The sequence below is a fragment of the Streptomyces sp. NPDC034084 genome (genome assembly GCF_055575535.1).
The window spans coordinates 507,674-525,828 of sequence record NZ_JBVISK010000001.1; the positions used below are offsets into that span (position 1 = coordinate 507,674).

Sequence of the window (18,155 nt, forward strand, 5' to 3'; positions counted from 1 at the left end):
AACGGGCGGCGGCGGCGGAGGGGGCGGGCACCGCTCAGCCGGACGGCTGCCCGCGGCGGACGGGGGCACCGCCCCGCGGCACGGCTGCCCACAAGGGGCGGGGGCGCCGCCCCCGGGCTGGAACTCGGGGCGGGGCCGGTACGTTGCCCGCACGTCCGATCCTCCGTCCTCTGGGAGCCCCCGCGATGACCACGGCCACCACCCGGCGCCACGAACGGCGGATCAGCCCCGTCTTCCTGGCGATCCTCGCCGTCATGGCCGTCACCGGCTGGGCGGTGTGGACGGACTTCGCCGCCTCGCCCGGCCTGGCGGTGTTCCTCTTCGTGACCTCGGCCTGGGTGGTGTCGCTCTGTCTGCACGAGTACGCGCACGCCCGGACGGCCCTGCACGGCGGGGACATCACGGTGGGCGCGAAGGGCTATCTGACGCTCAACCCGCTCGCGTACACGCACGCCGTGCTGAGCATCGTCCTGCCGGTGCTGTTCGTGATCATGGGCGGAATCGGTCTGCCCGGCGGTGCGGTCTTCATCGAGCAGGGCCGGATCAAGGGCCGCTGGAAGCACAGCCTGGTCTCGGCGGCGGGCCCCCTGGCCAACGTGCTGTTCGCGCTCGTCTGCACGGCGCCGTTCTGGCTGGACGCACTGGACGGCGTGCCGCTCCCCTTCCGGTTCGCGCTGGCGTTCCTGGCGTTCCTCCAGGTGACGGCCGCGCTCCTGAACCTCCTGCCGGTGCCGGGGCTCGACGGCTACGGGGTGGTGGAGCCCTGGCTGTCGTACAAGGTGAAGCGGCAGATCGAGCCGTACGCGCCGTACGGCTTCTTCATCGTGATCGCGCTGCTGTTCGTGCCGGCGGTCAACGACGCCTTCTTCGACGCGATCGACGCCCTGCTGCGCTCCCTCGGGGTGCCGGAGGCGAGCCGGTACTGCGGCTCGCAGCTGTTCCGCTTCTGGGAGGCGTCCCCGGAGTTCTGCCGGGTCTAACCCTCGGCGCGCGCCTGCGTCTTCGCGCGGCGGAGGTAGTACCAGGCCATGTTGGAGGAGAGGCCGGCGAGGAGGACCCAGACGATGCCGAGGAAGCTGCCCTGGACGAAGGAGACGACCGCCGCGGTGACGGCGAGGGCGCAGACCACGAGGGCGTAGAGGGCGAGGCGGGGCATGGGGTCGGCTCCTGACGGGACGGGTGCGGCTGTCGTGCCCGTCCAGTGTCCCCCATGCCCCGAAGCGTCCGGCCTCCGGCTCAGATGTCCGTGACGCGGAGTCCCGCGTGGGCCTTGTAGCGGCGGTTGACGGAGATCAGGTTGGCGACGAGCGACTCGACCTGGTGGGCGTTGCGCAGCCGGCCGGCGAAGACGCCGCGCATGCCCGCGATGCGGCCGGCGAGGGCCTGGACGATCTCGACGTCGGCGCGCTCCTCGCCGAGGACCATGACGTCCGTGTCGATCTCGTCGAGGGAGGTGTCCTTGAGGAGGACGGCGGAGAGGTGGTGGAAGGCGGCGGCGACCCGGGAGTCGGGGAGGAGCGCGGCGGCCTGCTCGGCGGCGGAGCCCTCCTCCGGCTTGAGGGCGTAGGCGCCCTGCTTGTCGAAGCCGAGCGGGTTGACGCAGTCCACGACGAGCTTGCCGCGGAGCTCCTCGCGCAGGGACTCCAGGGTCTTGGCGTGGCCGTCCCACGGCACGGCGACGATGACGACGTCGCTGCGGCGGGCGGTCTCGGCGTTGTCGGCGCCCTCGACGCCGTGGCCGATCTCGGCGGCGACGCCCTGCGCGCGGTCGGCGGCGCGGGAGCCGATGATCACCTTCTGTCCGGCCTTCGCGAGCCGGTAGGCGAGCCCGCGGCCCTGGTCACCGGTGCCGCCGAGGACGCCGACGACGAGGCCGGAGACGTCGGGGAGGTCCCACGGGTCCTTGGGGGCGGGCTTGCTGTCAGTCGTAGTCATGGCCCCGACATTACCGACCGGTCGGGGCGGCGGGGACGGACCGCGCGCTACCAGCGGGCCGGTGGCGGGGCCGTCAGCCGGTCCGCGAGTGCCGAGAGCCGGTCCCGGAAGCGGCGGCTCCCGCGCGGCGACGGCAGGCTGTTCTCGCCGGCCGCCGCGCTCACCAGGTGCTGCACCGTGTCCAGGTCGACCTCGGCCCCCTCCGCCACGGTGAGCGTCTCGTGCGCGAGGCCCCGCACCTCCTCGTCGCCGCCGTCGAGCGAGAGCACCGTCGCCCCGGCCCGCCGGGCGTCGTGGACCCGCTGGAGGAGGCCGGCGTCGGGCCGCTCCGGCGCGACCATCAGGAGCGTCGCCCCGCGCCCGGCGGCCTCCAGCCGGCCGAGTCCGACCGCGAGGTGCGGCGGGGCACCCGGCCGCACCCGGTGGCGTACCAGGGTGGGCGCCAGCTCCGGGAGCCCCGACCAGGCGGACTCGTCGGCCAGGTGCGCCGCCAGGTGCCAGGGTTCGTACTGCTCCGTGCCCACCAGGAGCAGCCCGCCGCGGTGCGGCACGAGGGAGGACCGGAGCGCGCCCGCGAACCGGCGGGCCGCCCCCGGCCACTCCGTCCCGGCGAGCACGTCCCGCAGCAAGGCGACCCGTACGGCATCCATGGGCCCGCATCCTGCCCGAGCCGGGGACCGCGCGTGGCCGATCGGGGGAGCTTCCACCCGTACGGGACCACCCGTGCCGGCGGAATTCGGTTGCCGCCCGGCATCCGGCGGCCGGACCATGACCCCTTGTGTCCTCCAAGCTCTCCGCCCTGCTGCCCGATCTCGCGCCGTGGCGTTCCTCCCGCGACTTCCGGCTCCTGTGGGTGCAGGGGCTCGTGACGTACTTCGGCAGTGCGATGGCGATGATCGCCCTGCCGCTGCAGATCAAGGAGCTGACGGGTTCGCCGCTGGCGGTCGGCGCGATGGGCGCGGTCGAGCTGGTGCCGCTCGTGGTGTTCGGCCTGTACGGCGGGGCGCTCGCGGACGCGGTCGACCGGCGGAAGGTGATCCTCTGGACGGAGGCGGGGCTCGGGCTGCTCGCCGTGCTCCTGCTGCTCGACGCGCTGCTTCCGGAGCCGATGCTCTGGCCGCTGTACGTGGTGGCGGCCGGGGTCTCGGCGTTCTCGGGACTCCAGCGTCCGGCGCTCGACTCCCTGCTCGCCCGGATCGTGCCGCACGAGCAGCAGACGGCCGCGGCCGCGCTGAACTCGCTGCGCTGGCAGCTCGGCTCGATCGCGGGCCCGGCGATCGCGGGCCTGGTGGTGGCGTACGCCGGTCACGCGCCCGCGTACGGGGTGACGACCGCCTGTTTCGCGGTCTCGGTCCTGATGTGCCGCCGGCTGGCTGCCGCGCCGCCCGCCCACGACGCGGACAAGCCCTCGCTGCGGGGCATCGCGGAGGGGGCGCGGTACGCCTGGTCGCGGCCGGTGCTGCTCGGCACGTACGCGATCGACCTGGCGGCGATGCTCTTCGCCTTCCCGAACGCGGTCTTCCCGTTCCTCGCGGACGAGCTGGACGCGGACTGGTCGCTCGGTCTGATGTACGCGGCGGGTTCGGCCGGCTCGCTCGTCCTCGGTCTGACCAGCGGCTGGACCTCGAAGCTGCGGCGCCACGGACTCCTCGTGGCGGGCGGCGCGGCCGGGTGGGGTCTGGCGATCGCGGCGGCGGGATGGTTCGGGAACGTCTGGCTGGTGCTGCTGTGCCTGGCGCTCGCGGGCGCGGGCGACATGCTGAGCGGGCTCGGCCGCTCCACCATCTGGAACCAGACGATCCCGGAGGAGCTGCGCGGCCGGCTCGCCGGCATCGAGGTGCTCTCCTACAGCGTCGGCCCGCAACTGGGCCAGGTCCGGGCGGGCGCGATGGCCGGCTGGACCGGCACGCGGGCGGCCGTCTGGACGGGTGGCGTGGCGTGCCTCGCCTCGGTGGGGCTGCTCTGTCTGGTGCTGCCGAAGCTGCTGGCGTACGACTCCGCGACGGACGAGGACTCGCTGCGCCGCAAGGCCCAGCAGGAGACCGCCCGGCAAGGGGCGGCCGGGTCCCTCTGACGGGTCCCGGCCGCCCCCGGCGGAGCGCTACTCCTCGGGCGTCCGGTCCTTCCCGCCGGCGTCGTGCCAGCGGGGGTCGGTCTCCCACTCCTGGTTCCGCTCGCGGGCGGTCTCCATGGCGTGGGAGGCCTCCTCACGGCTGGTGTACGGGCCGAAGCGGTTCTTCGCCGGACAGTCGGGGCCCTCCTCGACCTTCTTGTGCTCCAGGCAGTAGTACCACTCGCCCGGCTTGCCCGCCGTGCGCTTCTTGAACAGGGCCATCGTCGGCTCCTTCCTCCGAAGATCATGGTGCCCCAGACCCGGTCGTTACACTCGCTGGCATGTCTGGCCAGTCGCTTCTCGTACCGGGGGAGCTCTCCCCCCACCGCTCCGTTCCGGGTTCCATCCGCCGCCCCGAGTACGTCGGGAAGCCCGCCCCCGCCCCGTACACCGGGCCAGAGGTGCAGGATTCCGACACCATCGAGCGGATGCGGATCGCCGGCCGCATCGCCGCGCAGGCGATGGAGGAGGCCGCCAAGCACATCGCCCCGGGCGTCACCACCGACGAGCTCGACCGGGTCGCGCACGAGTACATGTGCGACCACGGCGCCTACCCCTCCACGCTGGGCTACCGCGGCTTCCCCAAGTCGCTGTGCGCCTCGATCAACGAGGTCATCTGCCACGGCATCCCGGACTCCACCGTCCTGCGGGACGGCGACATCGTGAACCTGGACGTCACCGCGTACATCAACGGCGTCCACGGAGACAACAACGCCACCTACCTGTGCGGTGACGTCGACGAGGAGTCGCGGCTGCTCGTGGAGCGCACCCGGGAGTCCCTGAACCGGGCGATCAAGGCGGTGAAGCCGGGACGCCAGATCAACATCATCGGGCGGGTCATCGAGTCGTACGCCAAGCGCTTCGGCTACGGGGTCGTGCGCGACTTCACCGGGCACGGCATCAACTCGTCGTTCCACTCCGGCCTGATCGTCCCGCACTACGACTCGCCCCACCACACCACCGAGATCAAGACCGGCATGACATTCACGATCGAGCCGATGCTGACGCTCGGCACCCACGACTACGACATGTGGGACGACGGCTGGACCGTGGTGACGAAGGACCGGAAGCGGACCGCGCAGTTCGAGCACACGCTCGTGGTGACCGAGAGCGGCGCCGAGATCCTCACGTTGCCCTGAGCCGCCGAGCGGGTAGCGTTTTTACCGACAGGACGTCGGGAACCAGCCGGCTCGGGCAGGCCTGCCTCGCCGGCGCCGCTGGTTCCCGTCCGCTCGGTCCCGGAGGCACGCTTTGACCACGCCGTTCTCGACGCTCATCCGCACGGCCTCGCGCGAGCAGCACACGCGGGCGGAGACCTCGCCCTTCATGGGGGACCTGCTGGGCGGACGTCTGGCCGTCGACGCGTACGCGCGCTACACCGAGCAGCTCTGGTTCGTGTACCGGGCACTCGAGGAGGGCGCCGAGGCGCTGCGCGAGGACCCGGTCGCCGGGCCGTTCGTCCGGCCCGAGCTGTTCCGCACGGCCGCCCTGGAGCAGGACCTCGCGCACCTGCGGGGCCCCGGATGGCGTACGGGGCTCGCACCGCTGCCCGCCACCGCCGCGTACGCCGCGCGGATCGCCGAGTGCGCCCGTGACTGGCCCGCCGGCTACGTGGCCCACCACTACACGCGCTATCTGGGGGACCTGTCGGGCGGGCAGATCATCCGCGACAGGGCGGAGCGGACGTGGGGCTTCGACCGCGCGGGGGACGGTGTCCGTTTCTACGTCTTCGAGGGGATCGCCAACCCGGCGGCGTTCAAGCGGGCGTACCGGGAGCTGCTCGACGGGCTGGAGGCCGACGACCTGGAGAAGCAGCGGATCGTCGACGAGTGCGGGCGCGCCTTCGGCTTCAACTGCGCGGTCTTCCGGGAGCTGGCCGGGGAGTACCCCTTGAGCGCGTGAAGGGACCCCGGCGGCCCGGCATCCTCGCCCGAGGGTCAGCGCGTGAGCGTTCCCTCCAGGAGGACCCGGCCGCCCAGCTCCACGATGCCGTCGGGCCCGGGGGCGGTGAGCAGCTGCGAGCCCCGGCCCTGGGTGATGTTCAGGGCCCGTCCCAGCTCGGCCGCGAGGAGCAGCGCCGCCGCGCCGGTCGCCTCGTCCTCGTCGATGCCGTCGCCGCGCCCCGGGAAGCCGCGCGCCCGGATCCGGCCGGCGGCCTCCTCCTCCCAGGCCCAGGCGTAGATCCACTCCCCCGGCTCGGGCACCTCGAGCGCCTCGACCTCGGCGACGGAGCCGTACCGGCGCAGGGTGCGGGGCGGGGCCCACTCGGGGCGCGCCTCGATCCAGGTGAACTCCCCGTCGCCGCGCACCCAGACCTCGCCGGCGGGCGGGCGGACGACCTCCAGGTCGAGGAGCCAGGCGGCGCCCACGACCGGGTGTCCGGCGAACGGCAGGCGGATGCCGGGGGTGTAGATGTCGACGATCCCGCGCTCCGGGTCGTCCACGAACACGGTCTCGCTGAAGCCGAGCTCCTTGGCCAGGGCCTGCCGGGAGGACTCGTCGGGATGGGTCCGCGCGTCCCGTACGACTCCGAGGCGGTTGCCGTGCCGGCCGTCGCCCGCACAGAAGACCCGGAGGACGTCGATGTCAGTGGCCGTCGTGTTCATGCCGGAATTCAACCACCCGGGGCGGGACGAGCCCCTCCTTGACCTGCCCTTGACCAAGCCATGGGGACCCGATGGAGCCCCTGTGACTCGCCTGTGTCCGGTACGCCCGGCCTGAGAGCTGAATCACTGGACGCGCGGGGGATGCTGAGGTAAGCCTCGGTTAAGTTAGGTCCGCCTCAGTCCGTCCCCGCGTTCCTGGAGTCCTCATGCGAGCCGTCCGCCTCTCCGTCGTCACCGCCGCCGCGACCGCGGCCGCTCTGACCGCCGTCACGGGCTGCGCCGAGAAAAGCGACTCCAAGGCGGGCGACGACGCCATCACCGTCGTCGCCAAGGACGACTCCTGCGAGGTCTCGAAGAAGGAGTTCCCGGCCGGGCACGTGAAGCTGGCCGTCGAGAACCGCGGCTCCAAGATCACCGAGGTCTACGTCCTCTTCCCGGACGACCGGATCGTCACCGAGCGCGAGAACATCGGCCCCGGCACCAAGGCCACCATCACCGCCGAGATCAAGGCCGGCGACTACGCCATCGCCTGCAAGCCCGGCATGAAGGGCGACGGCATCCGCCAGGAGGTCAAGGCCACAGGCGGCAAGGCCGCCGCCAAGCGCTCCCCCGAGATGGACGCCGCCGTCGCCGCCTACCGCCAGTACGTCCAGGCGCAGGCCGACGCGACCCTCCCCAAGGTGAAGGTCTTCACCGACGCCGTCCGCGCCGGTGACGTCGAGGCCGCGAAGAAGGCCTACGCCGAGTCCCGCATCGGCTGGGAGCGCACCGAGCCGGTCGCCGAGTCCTTCGGCGACATCGACCCCAAGGTCGACGTCCGCGAGGACGGCCTGGAGGACGGCCAGGACCCGGTGAAGGACTGGACCGGCTGGCACCGCCTGGAGAAGGCGCTCTGGCAGGACAAGAAGATCGGCGACCGCGAGAAGCAGCTCGCCGACCTCCTCGACAAGGACCTCGCGGACTGGGTGAAGCGGGTCGGCAAGGCCGAGATCACCCCGACCTCCATGGCCAACGGCGCCAAGGAGCTCCTGGACGAGGTCGCGAGCGGCAAGGTCACCGGCGAGGAGGAGCGCTACTCCCGCACCGACCTCGTCGACTTCAAGGCGAACGTCGAGGGCGCGCAGAAGTCCTTCGAGCTGCTGAAGCCGGTCGCCGTGAAGAACGACGCCAAGCTCGTCGCCGAACTCGACAAGCAGTTCGCCGCGCTGAACACGCTGCTCGACAAGTACCGCACGGACAAGAGCGGCTACGTCTTCACCTCGTACGACAAGGTCGGCAAGGACGAGCGCAAGGAGCTCTCCGACGGCGTCAACGCGCTGGCGGAGCCGCTCTCCAAGCTCGCCGCCGCGGTCGTGAAGTAACAGGGGGAACCATGAGCGACGAGACCACCACCACGGAGCAGGCCGCCGCGCCCTCCCGCCGTACGGTCATCGGCTGGGGCGGTGCGGGGCTCGCGCTCGGTGCCGCCGCGGCCGGCGGCGCCGCCCTGCTGATCCGGGACGACGACACCGCCGTGCCCGTCGCCGACGACCACGGGGCCGTGCCCTTCCACGGCCCGCACCAGGCCGGCATCGCCACCGCCGTGCAGGACCGGCTGCACTTCGCCTCCTTCGACGTCAAGACGAAGGACCGGGACGAGCTGATCCAGCTCCTCAAGGACTGGACGCGGGCCGCCGAGCGGATGACGGCCGGCGCCGAGGTCGGCGAGGGCGCCTACGGCGGTCTGCCGGAGGCCCCGCCGGACGACACGGGCGAGGCCCTGGGGCTCAAGCCGTCCCGCCTCACCCTCACGATCGGCTTCGGCCCCTCCCTGTTCGACGGGCGTTTCGGCCTCAAGGACAAGCGGCCCGGGGCCCTGGTGGACCTGCCCAGGTTCCCGGGCGACAACCTGGATCCGGCGCGCAGCGGCGGCGACATCTGCGTGCAGGCCTGCGCGGACGACCCGCAGGTCGCCGTGCACGCCATCCGCAACCTCGCGCGGATCGGCTTCGGCAAGGTCGCGGTGCGCTGGTCGCAGCTGGGCTTCGGCAAGACGTCCTCGACGACCCCGGACGCCCAGACCCCGCGCAACCTCTTCGGCTTCAAGGACGGCACCCGCAACATCGCGGGCACCGAGACCGACCGGCTCGCGAAGCACGTGTGGGTCTCCGGAAAGGACGCCGAGGGCGCCGCGGCCTGGATGGACGGCGGCTCCTACCTCGTGGCCCGCCGCATCCGCATGAACGTCGAGACCTGGGACCGCACCCCGCTCGCCGAGCAGGAGGACATCTTCGGCCGCGACAAGCGCGAGGGCGCTCCCGTCGGCAAGGCCAAGGAGCACGACGAGCCGTTCTTGAAGGCGATGAAGCCGGACTCGCACGTCCGGCTCGCCCACCCGGACAGCAACAACGGGGCGACGCTGCTGCGCCGCGGCTACTCCTTCACGGACGGCACGGACGGTCTCGGCCGCCTGGAGGCGGGCCTGTTCTTCCTGGCGTACCAGCGGGACGTCCGCACCGGCTTCATCCCGGTGCAGACCTCGCTGGCGTCCGACGCCCTCAACGAATACATCCAGCACGTGGGTTCGGCGCTGTTCGCGATCCCGCCGGGCGTCCGGGACAAGGACGACTGGTGGGGCCGGGCGCTGTTCTCGTGATCGAGGAGGGGAACCGACGTGTTCGGTAACTATCTGATCGGCCTGCGCGAGGGCCTCGAAGCCAGTCTGGTCGTCTGCATCCTCATCGCGTACCTGGTGAAGACCGGGCGCCGTGACGCGCTGAAGCCGATCTGGATCGGCATCGGCGTCGCCGTCGGCGTGGCCCTGGCCTTCGGCGCCGGGCTCGAGTTCGGCTCCCAGGAGCTGACGTTCGAGGCGCAGGAGCTGCTCGGCGGCTCGCTGTCGATCGTCGCGGTGGTCCTGGTGACCTGGATGGTCTTCTGGATGCGGCGCACGGCCCGGCACCTCAAGGCGGAGCTGCACGGCAAGCTGGACGCGGCCCTGCAGATGGGCACGGGCGCGCTGGTCGCCACCGCCTTCCTGGCGGTGGGCCGCGAGGGCCTGGAGACGGCGCTCTTCGTGTGGGCGTCGGTACGGGCCTCCTCCGACGGCACGTACGCGCCGCTGGCCGGGGTCCTCCTCGGGCTGCTCACCGCGATCCTGCTCGGCTGGCTGTTCTACCGGGGCGCGCTGAAGATCAACCTGGCGAAGTTCTTCACCTGGACCGGCGGGATGCTGGTCGTGGTGGCGGCGGGCGTGCTCGCGTACGGCGTGCACGACCTGCAGGAGGCCCGCTTCCTCGGCGGCCTCGCGGACAAGGCCTTCGACATCTCGGCGACGATCCCGCCGGACAGCTGGTACGGCACGCTCCTCAAGGGTGTCCTCAACTTCCAGCCGGACCCGACGGTCCTTCAGGTCACGGTGTGGGCGCTGTATCTGATCCCGACGCTCGCGCTGTTCCTGGCCCCGATAGGGTCGGGTCCGTCCGTGCGGGTGAAGAAGCAGAAGGCGACCGATGAGCAGGCTGAGGCTGAGGCGAGCGCCGGGACGAACGCTTGAGCGGTCGCGGGGGGTCCGCCGACCGGCGGGGTTCCTCGCGGCGACGGCGGCGGCGGCCGTCCTGTCGCTGACGGCGAGCGGTTGCGTGACCGTGCACGGCGAGCTGGCGCTGCTGCCGCCGGCCACGAAGGCCGAGGCCGCGCAGGCACTCGCGGACTTCACGGCGGCCTACAACCGGGCCGACAAGGCGTACGACCCGGCCCTGGACGCGGGCCGGGTCACCGGTCCGCTCGGGGAGGTCAACCAGGCGGGCCTGCGCGCGCGGTCGATCAGCACCCCCGGCGGCAACCCTGACCACAAGCCCCTCGCACTGACCGACGCGCGTTTCGTGCTGCCCCGGAAGGCGGGCTGGCCGCGCTGGTTCGTGGCGGACACGGCGTCCAACCGGTCCTCCGGCGACCAGCGCTGGCTGCTGGTCTTCGTGCGCAACGGGCCCGAGCAGCTGTGGGAGGCCGCCTACCTCACGATCCTCCCCCGGGGTGACGTGCCCGAGTTCGCCGAGGAGGAGGGGTACGCGGTGCCGGTCGCCGCGGACACCGACGCGCTCGCGGTCGCGCCCCGGGACCTCGGCAAGGAGTACGTGGCGTATCTCAAGGACGGCGGGGCGAAGTTCGCTCCGGGCATGCACACCACGGTGTGGCGGGCGGAGCGGCGGAAGACCGCGAAGCGGCTGGGCATGGCCACCCAGTACCTCGACCGGGTCACGGACCAGGGGGACTTCGCGCCGCTCGGGCTGCGGACCCGGGACGGCGGCGCGCTCGTCTTCTTCGCGACCCGGTACTTCGAGCGGCAGACGGCGGCGAAGGGCTACCGGCCGAAGGTCGGCCCCGACACCAAGGCGCTGCTGACCGGCGAGATCAAGAACACGGTCACCCGGGAGTGGGTGTCCAGCCAGGCGGTCCTGGTGAAGCCGGCGGGCACGGAGCGGAACGCGGTCACGGTCGCGAGCCGGCTCCAGGGCGTGGTGGGCGCGGAGGGCTCGTAACCCTCCCGCCCGGCAGGTCCGTCGTCAGCGGGCGACGGCTCAGGGCGACCGCGGGTCAGCGGGTCAGCGGGTCAGCGGGTCAGCGGGTCAGCGGCCAGGCGATCTCGTGGGCCGTGTGCTCCCCGTCCCCGTCCGCCTCGCGCTCGGCCACGTGACGCGCGCAGGCGTCCTGGAGGGTCTCCAGGAGGTTCAGCGGGTCGGGCAGCGGATGCTCGGGCCCACGGACCCAGGCGACGACCGGGTGGGCGTCCTCGTCCCCGGGGAGCCGGGCCGGCGGGACGAGGACGTAGCTGCCGCGGCAGTGCCAGCGCAGCCCCGGGTGCTCGTCCATCGTCTCCGGGTGGCAGTCCAGCTCACACGGCCACCACTCGTCCTCGTCCTCGGGGGTGCCGCGGGTGGCGGTGAAGAAGAGCATGCGGCCGCCGACGGTGTCGACGTCGGCGGACTCGGCGACGGGCCCGACCTCGACGCCCTCGGCCAGGAGGCGCTCCAGAGCGGCGCGGCCGGCGGCCAGCGGCACGTCGAGGACGTCGTGGACCATGCCGGTGGCGGTGACGAAGTTCGCCTCGGGCGCGTTGCGCGCCCAGCGCTCGATCTGGGCGCGGTCGGTGGTCGACTGCGTCTGCCAGGCGAAGGAGACGGGGTGGCGACCGGGGGTGGGACAGCCGATCCGCTCACAGGAACAGCTGTAGCCCACGGGGTACGCGGCGGGGGCCAGGGGCAGCCCGGCGGCGGCGCTGGCCAGGAGCAGCTTCTCGCGGTCGTTCTCGTCGTCGGCCGCGGTGCGTTTGGGGCGCCTGCGCAGCCACTGTGCGAGTTTGCTCTCCGTGCCGCGGTAGCGGCCGATGCCGTCGCCCATCTATCCCCTCACACCTCATGCTCGCCCGTTCGGCTCTGCCCATGGTCCCACCATCCTGCTCTCCGGGTGACCGGAGTGCGGAACCGGGGTGCTTCCAGTGCTCAGGAGCGGGGGGCGAGACCGCGCAGCGCCAGGTCGACGAGGCTGTCGGCGTAGGCGTGGGTGAGCGGCAGGGTGCGGTGGATCCAGCGGTGGTGGAGCGGTCCGACGAGGAGTTCGACGGCGAGGCGGGGGTCGATCCCGGGGTCGATGTCGCCCGCGGCCTGGGCGGCCTCGATACGGCGCACGTAGTACTGGAGCTGGGGTTCGAGCAGTGCCTCGGTGAAGCGGGCGCCGAGCTCGGCGTCGACGAGGCCCTCGGCGGCGAGGGCGCGGGAGGGGCCGTCGAAGGCGGGGTCGGTCATCTCGTCGACGGTGGCGCGCAGGACGTACCGGAGGTCGGCGGCGAGGTCCCCGGTGTCGGGGATCTCACTGTCGGCGTCGCCGCCGAGGGCCTCGTTGGCCCTGGCCGCGAGGTCGAGGAAGGCGTCGAGGAGGACGGCCGCCTTGGAGGGCCACCAGCGGTAGATGGTCTGCTTGCCGACGCCGGCGCGGGCGGCGATGCCCTCGACGGTGGTCTTCGCGTAGCCGGCCTCGGAGACGAGGGTGAGGGCGGCGTCGAAGATGGCGCGGCGGGAGCGCTCGCTGCGGCGGGAGGCGTCGGGGGCCGCCTTGGGGGGTCTGGTCTCGGACATGGCCTCAATCTAGCAGTGGACGAGACGCGGCGTCTCGCATGTGAGTGGTGCGGGAACCACCCGAACGGTCCACAGCGCGGAGGCCGCCGAGAGCGGACCATGGGGTCCACCGCTCACCACCGCTCTCCGTGAGGAGGCTTCATTGCGCCCCACTCCGCGCATGTCCTCGCCCCGCCGTTATCTGATGTGCCCACCCACGCACTTCACGGTGACGTACTCCATCAACCCCTGGATGGACCCCACGAAACCGGTCGACCTGCCGCTCGCCCTCGCCCAGTGGGAGGACCTGCGCGACCGCTACCGCTCGCTCGGCCACACGGTGGAGCTCCTGGAGCCCGACCCGGCGCTGCCGGACATGGTCTTCGCGGCGAACGGCGCGACGGTCGTCGGCGGCCGGGTCCTCGGCGCGAAGTTCGCCTATCCGGAGCGGTCCCGTGAGGCCGACGCGCACGTGGCCTGGTTCCGCCGGAACGGCTGGGCGGATGAGGACGTGCGGGTCCCGGAGCACGTGAACGAGGGCGAGGGCGACTTCGCCGTCACCGCCTCCTGGATCCTCGCCGGCCGCGGCTTCCGCTCCAGCCCGCTCTCGCACGACGAGGCGCAGGAGTTCTTCGGGCGCCCGGTGATCGGCCTGGAGCTGGTGGACCCGCGCTACTACCACCTGGACACGGCGCTGTCCGTCCTGGACGACGCCCGGGACGAGGTCATGTACTACCCGGACGCCTTCTCCCCCGGCAGCCGCGCGGTGCTCGCCCGGCTCTTCCCCGACGCCCTGATCGCGACGGGCGAGGACGCGGCGGCCCTCGGGCTCAACGCGGTGAGCGACGGCCGGCACGTCCTGCTGCCGCAGACGGCGGTGGGCCTCTTCGGCCCTCTCCGCGACCGCGGCTTCGAGCCGGTCGGCATGGACCTGAGCGAACTCCTCAAGGGCGGCGGCAGCGTGAAGTGCTGCACCCAGGAGCTGCGCCCCTAGGGGCTGTCCGACAGCCCCTGGCGGTCCTCCTCCGGTGGCCAGGAGTCGCCCCACTCCGCGTCGCGGGCCTGCTTGTACAGGGGCCCGTGCCGCTTGGTGACCGTGTCGCGGGCAAGACCCTCGGGCCCGCAGAGCTCCAGGAGCACCTGGCCCTTGCGGATCTGCGGCCTGCGGGTGATGCGCGCGGGGGCCGGGGTCACCGGGAACCGGACGGCGACGACGTACGCGTACTTCTCGTCCTCGTACGGCAGGGACCCGCCCTTCACCTGCCGGTGCAGCGAGGAGCGGCTCACCCGGGCGGAGAAGTGGCACCAGTCGGTGCCGGGCACGATCGGGCAGGCCCCGCTGTGCGGGCAGGGCGCGGCGACGGTGAACCCGGCGCCGACCAGCAGGGTGCGGGCGGCGATGATCCGCTCGTAGCCGTCGGGGGTGCCGGGCTCGACGATCACGACGGCCTGCGCGGCGCGGGCCGCCTCGGTGACGAGCGCCGTCCGGTCGGCCTCCGTCAGCTCCTTGAGGACGTACGAGACGGTGACGAGGTCGGCCTCGGCGAGGCGCAGCGCGCCGCCGATCCGCTCGCGCCGCCACTCGGCGTCCAGGATCCCGCCGGCCAGCTCGCGGCCGAGCGCGAGCGCGGGCTCCGCCCAGTCGAGGACGGTGGTGCGGGGCGGCTCCTCCGCCCAGGCCTCGGCGACGGCCCAGCTCGCCGCGCCCGTGCCGCCGCCGACGTCGGTGTGGGTGCGCGGCTCCCAGTCGGGCGCGGCCTCCCTGAGGGCGTCGAGGGCGCCCCGTACCGCCTCGAAGGTCGCCGGCATCCGGTACGCGGCGTACGCGGCGACGTCGGAGCGGTCGCGCAGCACGGGGGCGTCCGTCGGGGTGGTGCCCCGGTAGCTGGCGATCAGCCGCTCGACGGCCTGGGCCGTCCGGTTGGGCGGCAGCCCGTCGAGGAGCGCGGCGAGGGCGGCGCGCAGGGAGTCGGCGGAGGGAGCGGAGGCGTTCACCGAGACAGTCTAGGCGGGCCGGGCCTGGGCTTCCGTCGTGCGCCAGGGGCGGCAGAGGCCCAGGAAGCAGGCGAGGGCGAGGACGGCGCAGGCGAGCTGGACGACCGCCATGGGGACGGCGGTGTGCTCGCCCGCGATGCCGACGAGCGGGGAGGCGACGGCGCCGATGAGGAAGGAGGAGGTGCCGAGGAGGGCGGAGGCGGAGCCGGCGGCGTGCGGGGTGCGCATCAGGGCCTGGGCGTTGGTGTTGGGCATGGCGAGGCCCATCGCGGACATCAGGACGAAGAGTCCGGCGGCGACGGGGGCGAGGCCGGTCTCGCCGAAGACGCCGGTGGTCATGAGGGTGAGCGCGGTCGCGGCGAGCAGGATGATGCCGAGGCCGCAGCCGAGCGCCTTGTCGAGACTGACGCGGCCGACGAGGAGCTTGCCGTTGATCTGCCCGACGGCGACGAGCCCGACGGAGTTGAGGCCGAAGAGCAGGCTGAAGGTCTGCGGGGAGGCGCCGTAGATCTCCTGCACGACGAACGGCGAGGCGGAGATGTACGCGAAGAGGGCGGCGAAGGCGAGCCCGCCGGTCAGCATGTAGCCGGTGAAGACGCGGTCGGCGAGGAGCCCCCGCATGGTGCGCAGGGCCTGCCCGACCCCGCCCTCGTGCCGGCGCTCGGCGGGCAGCGTCTCGTGGAGGAAGCGCCAGACGACGGCGGTGAGGAGGACGCCGATGGCGGTGAGGACGTGGAAGACGCCCCGCCAGTCGGTGAGCCGCAGGATCTGTCCGCCGACGAGCGGGGCGACGATCGGGGCGGCGCCGGAGATCAGCATCAGGGTGGAGAAGAAGCGGGCCATCTCGACGCCGTCGTACAGGTCGCGGACGACGGCGCGGGCGATGACGATGCCCGCGGCGCCGGCCAGGCCCTGGAGCAGCCGGAAGCCGACGAGGAGTTCGACCGTGGGCGCGAGGGCGCAGACGGCGGTGGCGAGGACGTACACGATCATGCCGATGAGCAGCGGGCGCCGACGTCCCCACTTGTCGCTCATGGGGCCGACGACGAGCTGCCCGAGGGCCATGCCGGCGAGGCAGGCGGTGAGGGTGAGCTGGACGGTGGCGGCGGGAGCCCGCAGCGCGCCGGTGACCTCCGGCAGGGCCGGGAGGTACATGTCCATGGAGAGCGGGGGCAGGGCGGTCAGTCCGCCGAGGACGAGGGTGACGAGGAGCCCCGTCCGCCGGGTGGCGGCGACGGCAGGTTCGGTTATGTGTCCTTGCGTGGTTTTCTGGCCGCTCTCCGGCATCGACCGCTCCATTTCGTTGAAACCTTGCCTATGCTCTCAGCTCGACCGGCATGGTCGAGACCTCTTCGGGACGGGTGGGGACATGGGTGACACGGTGCGCTGGGGGATCCTGGCGACGGGCGGTATGGCGGAGCGGTTCACCACGGACCTGCTGACGCTCGACGGAGCGGAGGTCGTCGCGGTGGCGTCCCGTACGGAGGCGTCGGCGCGGGCCTTCGCGGACCGGTTCGGGATTCCGCGGGCGTACGGGGAGTGGGCCGGGCTCTTCGCCGACGAGGACGTCGACGTGGTGTACGTGGCGACCCCGCACCACGCGCACCGCGCGGCGGCGGGCCTCGCCCTGGAGGCGGGCAAGGCGGTGCTCTGCGAGAAGGCTCTCACACTCAACGCCGGCGAGGCGGAGGAACTCGTCACCCTCTCCCGGGACCGCGGCCTCTTCCTGATGGAGGCCATGTGGATGTACTGCAACCCGCTGATCCGCCGGATCGCCGAGCTCGTCCGCGAGGGCGCCATCGGCGAGGTCCGCACGGTCCAGGCGGACTTCGGCCTCGCGGGCCCCTTCGACGCCGGCCACCGGTTGCGGGACCCGGCGCTGGGCGGCGGGGCGCTGCTCGACCTGGGGGTGTACCCGGTGTCGTTCGCACAGCTGCTGCTCGGCGAGCCGTCCACGGTCCACGCGCACGCGCTCCTCTCACCGGAGGGCGTCGACGTGAACACGGGCATGCTGCTGGGCTGGGACTCGGGCGCCTCGGCACTGCTGTCCTGCTCGCTGGAGGCGGACACCCCCCTGACGGCCTCGGTGACGGGCACGAAGGGCAGGATCGACGTCCCGCGCGGCTTCTTCTTCCCCGAGCGGTTCACCCTGCACCGCCACGGCCACGAGCCGGAGGAGTTCGTGGCGGCGGACGACCCGCATCCCCTCCGCCACGAGGCCGCCGAGGTGATGCGCTGCCTGCGGGCGGGCGAGACGGAGTCCCCGCTCGTCCCGCTCGAAGGCTCGCTCGCGGTGATGCGGACGCTCGACGCGGTACGGGACCGGGTCGGCGTCCGCTATCCGCAGGAGGCCGTCCTCACGCGGGCGTGAGGCCCGGGTTGCCCGCCTCGGTGACGAAGGAGGCGGCGGTGGTGACGGGGGCGCCCGGCCGGGTCACCTACGGGACCGTACGGAAGTCGGCGCGTGTTCCTCCGAGTGCTGTACGTGGGTCATGTGCCCCTCCCCAGACGGATGCCGTCCGTCCGTCATTCGAGGGGGCCCCGACGACCTCACGTTGTCGGGTACAGAACATCCACGTGTCGGACGGATGAGTTCATGGGGCACGCGTCTCGCGTACGCTGCGCGCCCATGAGCATCGCAGTGGTGACGGGAGCCGGGTCGGGCATCGGCCGGAGCGTGGCGCTGGCCCTCGCGGCGGCCGGCTGGTCGGTGGCCCTGGCGGGCCGCAGGGCCGAGGCCCTGGAGGAGACGGCCGCGGCCCTCCCGGCCGGCGACTTCCTGTCCGTCCCGACGGACGTGACCTCGGAGCGGGACGTCACGGACCTCTTCACGGCGGTACGGGACCGCTACGGCCGGGTCGACCTGCTCTTCAACAACGCCGGTACGTTCGCGGGCGGCGGCGTCCCCGTTGAGGACCTGGACCCGGCGACCTGGCGCGCGGTCGTCGACGTGAACCTGACGGGCGCCTTCCTCTGCGCCCAGGCGGCCTTCCGGACCATGAAGGAGCAGGACCCGCAGGGCGGCCGGATCATCAACAACGGCTCGATCTCGGCGCACGTGCCGCGCCCGCACTCGATCGCGTACACGGCGACGAAGCACGCGATGACGGGCCTGACGAAGTCCCTGTCGCTGGACGGCCGCCCGTACCGGATCGCCTGCGGTCAGCTCGACATCGGCAACGCGGCGACGGAGATGACGGCCCGCATGCGGACGGGGATCCTCCAGGCCAACGGGGAGCTGGCGGTGGAACCGGTGATGGACGCGGCGGACGTGGCGGCGACCGTGGTGCACATGGCGTCACTGCCGCTGGAGGCGAACGTGCAGTTCGCGACGGTGATGGCGACGGCGATGCCGTACATCGGCAGGGGGTGAGACGGGGGTGGGGCTGGTGTGATGCCGCCCCACCCCCGGCC

Annotated in this window: 20 protein-coding genes; 11 read left to right on the plus strand and 9 right to left on the minus strand. The window is 72.8% G+C overall.

Going from position 1 to position 18,155, the window contains the following annotated elements:
* The first annotated feature begins 185 nt into the window (after positions 1-185).
* On the plus strand, positions 186-980 hold the full coding sequence (locus ACZ51I_RS02275; RefSeq protein ID WP_468870942.1) for a site-2 protease family protein: 795 nt from the start codon (positions 186-188) through the stop codon (positions 978-980).
* On the opposite strand, the gene ACZ51I_RS02280 is transcribed toward ACZ51I_RS02275, so the two are convergent.
* From ACZ51I_RS02280 to ACZ51I_RS02290, 3 genes are all read right to left on the minus strand, one after another.
* Complete coding sequence (locus ACZ51I_RS02280) at positions 977-1,156, minus strand: hypothetical protein (protein WP_468870944.1); 180 nt, start codon at positions 1,154-1,156, stop codon at positions 977-979. The genes ACZ51I_RS02275 and ACZ51I_RS02280 overlap by 4 nt on opposite strands.
* 80 nt (positions 1,157-1,236) lie before the next feature.
* Complete coding sequence (gene npdG / locus ACZ51I_RS02285) at positions 1,237-1,935, minus strand: NADPH-dependent F420 reductase (protein WP_468870945.1); 699 nt, start codon at positions 1,933-1,935, stop codon at positions 1,237-1,239.
* Positions 1,936-1,982: 47 nt separating this feature from the next.
* Entirely contained in the window at positions 1,983-2,585 is a 603-nt protein-coding gene (locus ACZ51I_RS02290) for a hypothetical protein (protein WP_468870947.1), read from the minus strand.
* 128 nt (positions 2,586-2,713) lie between these two features.
* Here ACZ51I_RS02290 and ACZ51I_RS02295 point away from each other — a divergent pair, with 128 nt between their 5' ends.
* Positions 2,714-4,009, plus strand: a complete 1,296-nt coding sequence (locus ACZ51I_RS02295) for an MFS transporter (RefSeq protein WP_468870948.1) — start codon at positions 2,714-2,716, stop codon at positions 4,007-4,009.
* A 27-nt stretch (positions 4,010-4,036) separates the two neighbouring features.
* Here the strand turns inward: ACZ51I_RS02295 and ACZ51I_RS02300 are convergent, their stop codons facing one another.
* Positions 4,037-4,270 (minus strand): hypothetical protein, encoded by a 234-nt coding sequence (locus ACZ51I_RS02300; protein WP_468870949.1) that lies wholly within the window; start codon positions 4,268-4,270, stop codon positions 4,037-4,039.
* A gap of 59 nt (positions 4,271-4,329) precedes the next feature.
* Between ACZ51I_RS02300 and map the strand changes: the two genes are divergently transcribed.
* Together map and ACZ51I_RS02310 are read left to right on the plus strand one after the other, a co-directional pair.
* The gene (map, locus tag ACZ51I_RS02305; protein ID WP_225805100.1) at positions 4,330-5,187 is read left to right on the plus strand and encodes a type I methionyl aminopeptidase; all 858 of its coding nucleotides are present in this window, start codon (positions 4,330-4,332) and stop codon (positions 5,185-5,187) included.
* Between the two features lie 112 nt (positions 5,188-5,299).
* Positions 5,300-5,950, plus strand: a complete 651-nt coding sequence (locus ACZ51I_RS02310; RefSeq protein ID WP_468870952.1) for a biliverdin-producing heme oxygenase — start codon at positions 5,300-5,302, stop codon at positions 5,948-5,950.
* 35 nt (positions 5,951-5,985) lie between these two features.
* On the opposite strand, the gene ACZ51I_RS02315 is transcribed toward ACZ51I_RS02310, so the two are convergent.
* Positions 5,986-6,654 (minus strand): PhzF family phenazine biosynthesis protein, encoded by a 669-nt coding sequence (locus ACZ51I_RS02315; protein WP_468870953.1) that lies wholly within the window; start codon positions 6,652-6,654, stop codon positions 5,986-5,988.
* Between the two features lie 206 nt (positions 6,655-6,860).
* On the opposite strand from ACZ51I_RS02315, the gene efeO reads away from it, so the two are divergent.
* From efeO to ACZ51I_RS02335, 4 genes are read left to right on the plus strand one after another with little or no spacing between them, the layout of a single operon-like run.
* Positions 6,861-8,015: an iron uptake system protein EfeO gene (gene efeO, locus ACZ51I_RS02320; protein ID WP_468870954.1), complete on the plus strand. Its 1,155-nt coding sequence runs from the start codon at positions 6,861-6,863 to the stop codon at positions 8,013-8,015.
* An 11-nt stretch (positions 8,016-8,026) separates the two neighbouring features.
* Positions 8,027-9,289, plus strand: a complete 1,263-nt coding sequence (gene efeB, locus ACZ51I_RS02325) for an iron uptake transporter deferrochelatase/peroxidase subunit (RefSeq protein ID WP_468870956.1) — start codon at positions 8,027-8,029, stop codon at positions 9,287-9,289.
* 18 nt (positions 9,290-9,307) lie between these two features.
* Positions 9,308-10,189 carry an iron uptake transporter permease EfeU gene (gene efeU, locus ACZ51I_RS02330; protein ID WP_468870957.1) on the plus strand — a complete coding sequence of 294 codons (882 nt, stop codon included), beginning with the start codon at positions 9,308-9,310 and terminating at the stop codon, positions 10,187-10,189.
* Positions 10,146-11,174, plus strand: coding sequence for an SCO2278 family lipoprotein (locus tag ACZ51I_RS02335; protein ID WP_468870958.1), 1,029 nt, complete (start codon positions 10,146-10,148; stop codon positions 11,172-11,174). Before efeU ends, ACZ51I_RS02335 begins: the two co-directional genes overlap by 44 nt.
* A gap of 79 nt (positions 11,175-11,253) precedes the next feature.
* Here ACZ51I_RS02335 and ACZ51I_RS02340 read toward each other — a convergent pair whose 3' ends face one another.
* Together ACZ51I_RS02340 and ACZ51I_RS02345 are read right to left on the minus strand one after the other, a co-directional pair.
* Complete coding sequence (locus ACZ51I_RS02340; RefSeq protein ID WP_468870959.1) at positions 11,254-12,033, minus strand: bifunctional DNA primase/polymerase; 780 nt, start codon at positions 12,031-12,033, stop codon at positions 11,254-11,256.
* Between the two features lie 101 nt (positions 12,034-12,134).
* Entirely contained in the window at positions 12,135-12,767 is a 633-nt protein-coding gene (locus ACZ51I_RS02345; RefSeq protein WP_468870961.1) for a TetR/AcrR family transcriptional regulator, read from the minus strand.
* A gap of 142 nt (positions 12,768-12,909) precedes the next feature.
* Here ACZ51I_RS02345 and ddaH point away from each other — a divergent pair, with 142 nt between their 5' ends.
* Positions 12,910-13,740 carry a dimethylargininase gene (gene ddaH, locus ACZ51I_RS02350; protein WP_468870962.1) on the plus strand — a complete coding sequence of 277 codons (831 nt, stop codon included), beginning with the start codon at positions 12,910-12,912 and terminating at the stop codon, positions 13,738-13,740.
* On the opposite strand, the gene ACZ51I_RS02355 is transcribed toward ddaH, so the two are convergent.
* Positions 13,737-14,741, minus strand: a complete 1,005-nt coding sequence (locus ACZ51I_RS02355; RefSeq protein WP_468870964.1) for a small ribosomal subunit Rsm22 family protein — start codon at positions 14,739-14,741, stop codon at positions 13,737-13,739. The two genes, ddaH and ACZ51I_RS02355, sit on opposite strands and share 4 nt — an antisense overlap.
* Before the next feature lie 9 nt (positions 14,742-14,750).
* A complete protein-coding gene (locus ACZ51I_RS02360) occupies positions 14,751-16,028 on the minus strand; it encodes a Bcr/CflA family multidrug efflux MFS transporter (protein ID WP_468870966.1) in 1,278 nt (425 codons plus the stop codon).
* An 82-nt stretch (positions 16,029-16,110) separates the two neighbouring features.
* On the opposite strand from ACZ51I_RS02360, the gene ACZ51I_RS02365 reads away from it, so the two are divergent.
* Positions 16,111-17,112 (plus strand): Gfo/Idh/MocA family protein, encoded by a 1,002-nt coding sequence (locus ACZ51I_RS02365; RefSeq protein ID WP_468870967.1) that lies wholly within the window; start codon positions 16,111-16,113, stop codon positions 17,110-17,112.
* A gap of 225 nt (positions 17,113-17,337) precedes the next feature.
* The gene (locus ACZ51I_RS02370; protein ID WP_468870968.1) at positions 17,338-18,114 is read left to right on the plus strand and encodes an SDR family oxidoreductase; all 777 of its coding nucleotides are present in this window, start codon (positions 17,338-17,340) and stop codon (positions 18,112-18,114) included.
* Positions 18,115-18,155: the final 41 nt, after the last annotated feature.